The organism is Microcoleus sp. OTE_8_concoct_300 (assembly GCF_031383065.1).
Lineage (GTDB): Bacteria > Cyanobacteriota > Cyanobacteriia > Cyanobacteriales > Microcoleaceae > Microcoleus.
In genome coordinates, this window is record NZ_JANMZH010000830.1 from 1 (window position 1) to 8,477 (window position 8,477).

Genomic DNA, 8,477 nt, shown 5'->3' on the forward strand with positions numbered 1-8,477 from the left:
TTTGTTCGAGGATGCCATTTATTCGATATAGTCGATCGGTCATCAGAAAATTGGGTAGAAACCTCGTCCTTTTAGGACGGCTTTATATTACAATATAATTGGTCAACGACCCACCCGAGACGATGGATCAAACAGCCTATACGAGCGAAGTTCAGCATTGTGCTGGCGGCGAAGCAAAATCGGTAGACCGGGAAAAGAGGATAGGGCAATGGTAAACATCCCTAGAATCAAAACGAAGAAGAATTCCGTTTGGTATTCGACACGTAAAAACCGCAGGGCTTGCGGGGTTAGTCTGTGGAGCGAACATAAGACCAACTCTCTTTTAGGGTGGAGGCAGTTGCGAAGAAGCAGAAATTCAAATCGTGAGGTTTGGGAATCCCCGTACCTTCAGGTCGGGGTGGATGTCAACAGTCTGTTTCCTCAGTTTTGGCGCTCGTCTTGACGCGCTGGGGCTTTGGCTCTAAAACGGGTTCGTTTTCCTGTAACCAAGTTTCGATGTACTCCAACAGAACCTCATTCATGCTGAGGCTACGCATGGCACAAGATGCTTTGAACTTGGCTCTTGTCTCTTCAGGTAGATAGATTTTTACGGACACAGTTTTACTTGTAGTCAAAGCTTCCATATCGCTATATCGATTTGTCTATGTGTCTCGCCTGACACACAGGCGCGCCATCAGATCGGGTCGCCTGTCGATATAAGGACTTATCGTTTTGTCCCTATGTCGATATAATAACAGACATAGCCAAAAAAACGACAACCGCGCCGAGTTAAACGGCAATGCCGTTTCCATACATTTTGCAAAAAAATGCTTGACATTCCTACCAGTTTGTGCTAGCTTATCGAATAGTATTGTGTTTAATCCACAAATCGCAGCACTTCACCTATGTTCACAGCCAACAGCTATTTTTATTTTTGGTACAGCCAAGTTCGCCCGGAGTGAATTTACAATTCACTGTGAACATCCGGGCGAACCGCAGATTAACACCTGCGGTTTTGTTTTTTCTAGTCCTTTTTCCAACAACCAATCGAGTACAAGCGAAAACACCGATGACCTTATTCAGTAACTGGTATTACGGCTTTTATTTTTGGCCCAACAGGAGTTCTGGGTAAATTGTCGCGCTGTCTTATCGCACCAACCCGGAACTCTTAAAAGTTCCGGGTTTTTTGTTGTCAACCACCCACTTAATTTTCCAGGAAAATACCCTCATGTTAGAAGCCAAACTCGTAACTAAATCTCATCCCGAACACCAAACAATTGTTAAACTCTCAGAAACAGTCTCTGTCGGCGGCACAGAATTATTAATAATCGGCGGCCCCTGTACCGTGGAAAGTTCCCAACAAATGGAAACAGTCGCCCGCCAACTATCCGCCGCATCAGTGCAAGCTTTGCGAGGCGGAGTCTACAAACCCCGCACTTCTCCCTATTCTTTCCAAGGGATGGGAATTGAGGGACTCGAAATTTTAGCCGATGTCAGCCGACGTTACGGTTTGCCCGTGGTGACAGAGGTAATGTCGATCGCCCAAATCGAGCCCGTTGTCACAAGTGCTGATATGCTGCAAGTAGGCAGTCGCAATATGCAAAACTTCGAGTTACTCAAGGCGATCGGTCAAGCCGGAAAACCAGTCCTCCTAAAACGCGGCTTGTCAGCCACAATCGAAGAATTTGTGATGGCCGCCGAATACATTGTCAGTCACGGAAATCCTGATGTAGTTCTGTGCGAAAGAGGCATCCGCAGCTTCGACAATTACACGCGGAATGTATTAGATTTGGGTGCAGTCGTAGCGCTGAAACAGTTAACGCATTTGCCAGTAATTGTAGACCCTTCTCACGCTGTCGGCAAGCGCGAATTAGTCGCACCACTAGCCAAAGCAGCGGTTGCTTGCGGTGCAGACGGATTGATTATTGAGTGTCACCCGCAACCAGAAAAATCGGTTTCTGACGCGCGGCAAGCTCTTTCTTTGGCAGATATGGTAGATTTAGTTGCGAGTTTGCGGGCTGTAGCCGCGGCGGTTGGGCGGTGCATACCCGAAATTAATGTGCATTCAGAGGTATTAAGTTTGAAGTGATATTAGTAGAAAATAAGGTATAGCCTTTCTCAGTAACATGAGGTACTATCCGGCCTAGGGCATAGGGCATAGGGCATAGGGCATAGGGCATAGGGCATAGGACATAGGGCATACCTCACTTTTTTGAGAACCGCTATATAACTTTTAACGTCAAACTCTACAGTCGGTTTTCGCTGAGATATTGCACCATTATCAATAATCCTTTCAGGGCGGGCAGGATGCCCACCACACAAGAAAATTGATATGTTGTGGAACAGGCCCGAAAGCCTCTTTTTAACAATGGTGCAAGATATAAGTGAAAACCGAATTGAGCTTTGAGGCAGGGGTTTAAACCCCTGCCGAAATAGGGAAAAGCGCGTGTTTCACGAATTTAGATTAAAATAAAAAATAATACTGTCATCTACGAAAATTTGCTTAATTATGGCAATACTACTTAACGTTCCCTCGATCGTCTGCTCTGGTTGCGGTGATACAATTACCAAAGCCATCAAAACTGTTGACTCCGATGCTACTGTGAATGTGGATGTCGCAGCTAAGACTGTTACAGTAGAAGCTCAAGCTTCACAAGAGTCAATTACACAGGCGGTTGTTGCCACGGGTCACACCGTCCAAGATTGATATCGAGTTTACAGCAGGCAGCCAGAAACCGGGTTTGATGGGCGAGAATACTTCGTTACAGCCTGTAGATACGGCAAAAAACCCGGTTATCAGAAAATTGGGTTTAAAACCCCGTCCTTTTACGACGGCTTTATTTCCAAAAAGTTCTAAAAGTTCTAAAAGTTTCCCAAATAGTACGGTATACTACAAATAGATACAGGTAGAATAACCGCGAGCATCGATTGGATAACCAACCCCAAAACGACTGGCTAGGAAAAAATAATGTCTCGTGGGTGGCGAAAACCACAAAAACATAGCTAGGGTACCCATAAGCACCCATACCAGAAAACTCAAAATATTAGTAGTTTAGATGTACCGTAGGGCATACGGGAACAAAGGGAGTGATCCCTTAACGCTTGGGGAGACAAGCCCTCTGGGGCTATTTAAATTAGGCTCGAAGCTTCGTTCAATGGGACGGGTTTTTGGTTTAAATATTGCCGAAAGGATGAATAGTTTAAAGGTATGTTAGTGAACCAAGAATCCCCGCGCGTTCACGCCGGGGAGTGTCAATCTGCTTCGTCTAAGTGTTCGGCGACGGCTTGGTAAAGTTCCAAAACGTGTCGATCGAGTAAACTATAAAAAACTTGTCTCCCAACCTTGCGGTAACTTACCAACCGCATCGCCCGCAATGCCCGCAACTGGTGCGATACTGCTGATTCGCTCATGCTCAAAGCCTGGGCCAAGTCGCACACGCACAGTTCTTGTTTTGCCAAAACCGACAGCAGCCGCAGGCGGTTCGCATCTCCCAAAAGACTGAAAAACTCTGCCATGCGCTGGGCTTTTGCGGTGTTGAGAACTTGTGTTTGGATGTCGCCGGCCCGCGAACAGTCAACTAGGTGCGAGGGCTCGCACGTGGGTGTATCGTTTACTTCGCGAGGCTGACTTATCGCTCCATTAACAGCAGAGTTTGGTGACATCTTTTCCAGGCTGGTTTTAATTCTCATTTTCATTTTAGTGCGATCGGCAAACCTTTTGTAACAAAACTTGTACATACCCTTGACTTATACCTGAATATGTGTTCACATATAAGTATAGAGAAACAAACCCACGAGGAAAAACTAAAATGACTACTGTCACCCAAATGAAATGCGCCTGTCCTTCTTGCCTCTGCATTGTCAACCTCAGTGACGCCATTGAAAAAGAGGGCAAAACATACTGTTCCAGTGCTTGCGCTGACGGCCACCCCAACGGCAGCGGCTGCGGCCACACCGGCTGCGAGTGCAGCAAGTAAATATTCGGCTTCAAAAAAGGTTAATCAACCACTCTAAAGTCTATCTAAAGGGAGATGCGCTACTCGCATCTCCCAATTATTGTGCTTTTAGGTTAAAGAAAAGTTAAAATAAAGCTAATTTAAGGTTAAAACTGCATTAATAGACTAAGTACAGAAGACTAAGTACAATTGCTACTTGCGGAATACAATAGAAGTAAGTTGTGCCGCAATACTAAGTACAAATAGTGCTATTAACAGCAGAGACCGCAGCAAAAGTTGAAAACCAAAAGTTTAATTAGGAGGGGGCAATGAATGAGCGGGAAGATTTTTTACATCCTCGCAATCGCTACTACGGTGATTTCACACCAGAAAACTTGGCGTTTAATGCCAACTTGCAGGAATTTGCTCAGAAAATAACTTATATTTGCTCGCTGGAAACAGGGGGGAAAATTAGCGCTGAGAAAGCCTATAAAGATATTAAGGTGCTTTGGAAAGACTTAAAATCCTCTAAGAAGCAATTGGGAATTGGCCAAAAACCCCCCAGTACCGATGAGGGAAATTCACCTTAAATCACAATAAATAACCATCTTCTAGGGGCGGGTTCACCAACATCTGCAACTCACCTCCCGAGTATTTTTAAACCCGCCCCGACTCCACCAAAAATACTTTTGAGTTTTAAGTTAAAGTGTAAGGTGCGCCGAAGAACACCCTAGGAAGTCTATGGTTGAGGAGTTGGTGTTGCTTCTCTTGCAAAAGGAGTGCAATTGCCGCCGAGGCCAGAAGTAATCGTGCAAGTATTAGTTTTCAGCATTCCCTGATATGTATCAGCACCGGTGCCGGGGCCGCCCAAGTCGTCGCTGTAAAGTTCCTTGTCCGAAATTTCGACATTTGCTTCCCTCGCCACAGTCTCTATCAACTTCGGATTAGTTGTAGTTTCGGCAAAAATTTTCGGCACTCCTGCGGTCTTAATTTCTGAAGATAATTCGGCAATTCTTGCTGCTGTGGGCTGTTCCTCTGTTGTCACACCTTGCAAAGCTCCAGCCATCTCCAAATCGTAAGCATCCGCATAGTAACTCAGAGCATCGTGAGTTGTTACTAACTTGCGTTTTTGGGCTGGAATAGTCGCAATTTGAGCTTTGATCCAAGTATCTGTTTTTTGCAACTCATCTGTTAAGCTTGCTGCATTTTTGGTATAAAGTTGAGCATTGGTGGGGGAAACTTTGATCAATTGGTCGCGAATTGTTTCTACCATGCGTAGCCCATTTTGAGGGTTATGCCAAACGTGAGGGTCAGGAACTTTTTCGCCTTCTGCGTGGGGTTGGTTTTGGGCTTTCTCTTCGCCGTGTTCGTCCTCGTGTTCGCCTATCAGCGGTTTGGGAACTGCGAGTTCGTGTACGGCGATTTTGGGTGCGGAATTACTGCTGGATTGAATTAACTTAATGATGCTGGGTTCGTGGTTGTAGCCGCCGTATAAAATCAGATTTGCGGTTTCAATCGCTTTGCGGTCTTCCGGCTTGGTTTGATAGGCGTGGGGGTCGTCTCCCGGCTGCAGCAGACAGGTGGTGTCGATCGAACTTTGAGCGATTTGTTTAGTTATGTTGCAGATAACGCCAGTCGTGGCCACGACTTTGGGCAAGTTGGCGGCGGGACTGGCTTGAGTTTGAGTTGCGGCGGGACTCTCTGACACCGGATTGCTTGCGTTCTGCCCTCCACTGCATCCAACCAGTCCGCAGCCCATCGCCAAAACAGTCGCACCGCACAATCGGCCGGTTTTTCTTTGTATCTTCTTTAACATTTTCACCTTTGGAACGATAATCGTTATTGCTTTTTCGAGTTATCCTATTCTAGTAGCTACGAACAAGAATCGTTCTCAAAATCTCGAATTATGTTAGAAGTGCAAGACTTAGCTGTCAATTATCGAGGAATTTCGGCCCTCAACAGCGTGAGTTTCCAGTTAGAATCGGGGCAATTAACCGGTGTGTTCGGTCCCAACGGCGCGGGGAAAAGCACGATGGTGAAAGCGATGCTGGGATTGATCCCCACCTGTCGGGGTTTGGTGAAATATCAGGGGCGGCTGCTGAAGGAACAGTTGTCGCGGGTGGCTTATGTGCCGCAGCGATCGCAAATTGACTGGGATTATCCGATTACGGTGTGGAATGCGGTAATGATGGCGCGAACCGTTCAGACTGGTTGGTGTCGCAGTTTCTCGAAGCAGTCGCAAGAATTGGTGAAAGCTGCTTTACGGAGGGTGGGAATGTGGGATTTGCGCGATCGGCAAATTGGCGAACTTTCTGGCGGACAGCAGCAGCGGATTTTCTTAGCAAGGTCGATCGCCCAACAAGCCGATTTATTCTTCTTCGATGAGCCTTTTAACGCGATCGACAAAGCAACAGAAGAGATTATCTTCGAGATTTTTGCCGAACTCAAGGCCCAAAATAAAACATTGCTAGTAATCAGCCACGATTTAGGCGAAACTTTAAAACAGTACGACAATTTATTATTGCTCAACAAGCAGTTAATTGCGAGTGGTTCCTGCCGAGAAGTTCTCACCGCAGCCAATATTCAAAAAGCCTATGGATACGATTTAAGTTTAGTTTCTGCGTGAGGAGAAAAAGATTTATTTTTAACCGCAGATGAACGCAAATAAACGCAGATAATTATCTTATATCTGCGTGTATCTGCGTCTATCTGCCTGTATCTGCGGTTAAAACAATAAGATTATTGAGGTAAGTAATTAAATGTTAAATCTACTAATTGAGCCGCTCAAATTCGAGTTCATGCGAAATGCGATCGCCGTCGGCATTTTGCTAGGCATTCTCTGCGCCGTTGTCGGATCGTATTTAATTGTACAACAAATGGGAATGATGGTTGACATGATTGCCCATTCGGTATTAGCAGGATTGCCGATTGCTTTTTCTTTAGGTTTCAATATTTCGATCGGCGCGTTTATATCGGGAATTATGAGCGCGGTAATAATGGCCTGGATTCAATCGCAATCGCGCCTAAAAATTGATGCAGTTATGGCATTAATCTTGTCTACATTTTTAGCAATTAGCGTCACGCTGATTAGCCTCTTGCGGACAACAAAATTAGATTTAGACGGGTTTTTGTTTGGGAATATCTTATCAGTTGCACCGACGGACGTGCAGCAGACTTTTGTCATTACTTTGATAATTTTGGCGACGGTTAAACTGCTTTACAAAGAACTGCTATTCTATACTTTTGACCCCCTGGGGGCGCAAGCGTGCGGTTTGCCTGTAAACTGGATTTATTTGGGAATGATTTCGGCGATTACGCTGACCATTGTTGCGAGTTTGCAAACTGTGGGCGCGCTGTTAGTAATTTCGCTGTTAATCGGGCCGGGAATTACGGCGTATTTGTTGGTAAAAGAGCTGCATTTAATGATGGGATTAGGAGCAATTATTGGGATTACAGCTAGCGTGACTGGTATGTATCTCAGCTATTATTTGAATATGCCGTCTGGTGCGGCAATTGTATTAGTTATTTTTGGCCTATTTTTAGTAGCTTTGCTGTGCAGTCCCAGTCAAGGGATTTTGACAAGAAAAAGAGGAGAATGAGTACCGGGATTGTTCCTGAGGGCGGGCGGGTTTTGTTCTGAGATTGTTGGCGATCGCCCAAATCACTTGCTAAACCCGCCCTACAAATTATGCGTTTTTACTTAGCTTGACAATAAGCTTCGTAAACGCCGTCAAGCAGTAAATTGAGAGCAAAAGTTGCTTTCTCGGCGGCTAACAGCGCTTCCTGTTTTGCTTCTTCAGTTTGGCAGAGCTCTAACAGCGCTTCGCGGGTGGCTTGCGAGTGGAACTCGTCGGCTTTTTCGTGGACTTTAAAGAAAGACAAAGCAGCTTCGGAATCGATGCCGTAAAATTCCTTCAAACCAGCGATTTTGGTTGTAGAAACTTCGGGGATTTGCGCTTCGTAAGCGTAAAGGGCGGCTAAACCTTTGACGGGGGATTCGCTGCGCGCTAAGTCTTTGAGAATGCGGACGGATTCGCTGGTTTTTTCTAAGTGTTCGCGATCGAGAACTGCGTTTCTGTCTAAACCCAAACCTTCGGCAAAGCGCAGCCACAGTTCGGGGTGATTAGCAGCGCCTCTCTCTTCTTCTATCAGGTTTTCGAGGAGCATTTGACGAATTTTGATGTCGTCGCAGGCGGCGTGGGTAGCGCTGACGTAGGTGGGGAAGTTGTGGACTTGCAGGTAGTATTCTTGTGCATACTCTTGCAGCATTGCGAGGTCGAGTTTACCTTCGTTCCACATTTGATAAAACGGGTGTTTCAGCAGGTGGTTTTGGTCGAGAATACTGTTGAGTTGTTCGAGAAATTGCTGTTGGGTCATAATTGTCGATCGGCTTTGAGGATAGTGCAGTCACTAAAATGTTACATTGACACTCCCCAGCTATCAGGCGTGGGGATTCTTGGTTCTGGCGACATACCTTAAAACTATCTATCCTTGCGGCAGTTCTTAGACCAAATATCCGTTCAAATGAACCAAATATTGAGCCTAATTTAGTTAGTCCCAGAG

10 protein-coding genes are annotated in these 8,477 nt (G+C 45.7%); 6 read left to right on the plus strand and 4 right to left on the minus strand.

Translation table 11 applies throughout. The features are described from left to right. Nucleotides 1-404: 404 nt before the first annotated feature. On the minus strand, nt 405-623 hold the full coding sequence (locus ACUVJL_RS36755; RefSeq protein WP_445250330.1) for a plasmid partition protein ParG: 219 nt from the start codon (nt 621-623) through the stop codon (nt 405-407). 584 nt (nt 624-1,207) lie between these two features. Between ACUVJL_RS36755 and aroF the strand changes: the two genes are divergently transcribed. Both aroF and ACUVJL_RS36765 read left to right on the plus strand, forming a co-directional pair. Further along, on the plus strand, nt 1,208-2,068 hold the full coding sequence (gene aroF / locus ACUVJL_RS36760) for a 3-deoxy-7-phosphoheptulonate synthase (RefSeq protein WP_445250331.1): 861 nt from the start codon (nt 1,208-1,210) through the stop codon (nt 2,066-2,068). 420 nt (nt 2,069-2,488) lie between these two features. After that, nucleotides 2,489-2,686: a heavy-metal-associated domain-containing protein gene (locus ACUVJL_RS36765; protein WP_332960259.1), complete on the plus strand. Its 198-nt coding sequence runs from the start codon at nt 2,489-2,491 to the stop codon at nt 2,684-2,686. A gap of 545 nt (nt 2,687-3,231) precedes the next feature. On the opposite strand, the gene ACUVJL_RS36770 is transcribed toward ACUVJL_RS36765, so the two are convergent. After that, nucleotides 3,232-3,642: an ArsR/SmtB family transcription factor gene (locus tag ACUVJL_RS36770; RefSeq protein ID WP_445250332.1), complete on the minus strand. Its 411-nt coding sequence runs from the start codon at nt 3,640-3,642 to the stop codon at nt 3,232-3,234. A gap of 146 nt (nt 3,643-3,788) precedes the next feature. Here ACUVJL_RS36770 and ACUVJL_RS36775 point away from each other — a divergent pair, with 146 nt between their 5' ends. Together ACUVJL_RS36775 and ACUVJL_RS36780 are read left to right on the plus strand one after the other, a co-directional pair. Next, complete coding sequence (locus tag ACUVJL_RS36775) at nt 3,789-3,956, plus strand: metallothionein (protein ID WP_333127425.1); 168 nt, start codon at nt 3,789-3,791, stop codon at nt 3,954-3,956. A 287-nt stretch (nt 3,957-4,243) separates the two neighbouring features. Continuing rightward, the gene (locus tag ACUVJL_RS36780) at nt 4,244-4,504 is read left to right on the plus strand and encodes a DUF7219 family protein (protein WP_445250333.1); all 261 of its coding nucleotides are present in this window, start codon (nt 4,244-4,246) and stop codon (nt 4,502-4,504) included. A 149-nt stretch (nt 4,505-4,653) separates the two neighbouring features. Here the strand turns inward: ACUVJL_RS36780 and ACUVJL_RS36785 are convergent, their stop codons facing one another. Next, nucleotides 4,654-5,730 (minus strand): metal ABC transporter solute-binding protein, Zn/Mn family, encoded by a 1,077-nt coding sequence (locus ACUVJL_RS36785; protein ID WP_445250334.1) that lies wholly within the window; start codon nt 5,728-5,730, stop codon nt 4,654-4,656. A 90-nt stretch (nt 5,731-5,820) separates the two neighbouring features. Between ACUVJL_RS36785 and ACUVJL_RS36790 the strand changes: the two genes are divergently transcribed. Together ACUVJL_RS36790 and ACUVJL_RS36795 are read left to right on the plus strand one after the other, a co-directional pair. Beyond that, entirely contained in the window at nt 5,821-6,540 is a 720-nt protein-coding gene (locus tag ACUVJL_RS36790; RefSeq protein ID WP_445250335.1) for a metal ABC transporter ATP-binding protein, read from the plus strand. A gap of 133 nt (nt 6,541-6,673) precedes the next feature. Beyond that, nucleotides 6,674-7,513, plus strand: coding sequence for a metal ABC transporter permease (locus ACUVJL_RS36795; protein WP_445250336.1), 840 nt, complete (start codon nt 6,674-6,676; stop codon nt 7,511-7,513). Between the two features lie 97 nt (nt 7,514-7,610). Here the strand turns inward: ACUVJL_RS36795 and ACUVJL_RS36800 are convergent, their stop codons facing one another. Next, nucleotides 7,611-8,291, minus strand: a complete 681-nt coding sequence (locus tag ACUVJL_RS36800; RefSeq protein WP_445250337.1) for a CADD family putative folate metabolism protein — start codon at nt 8,289-8,291, stop codon at nt 7,611-7,613. Between the last annotated feature and the right edge of the window lie 186 nt (nt 8,292-8,477).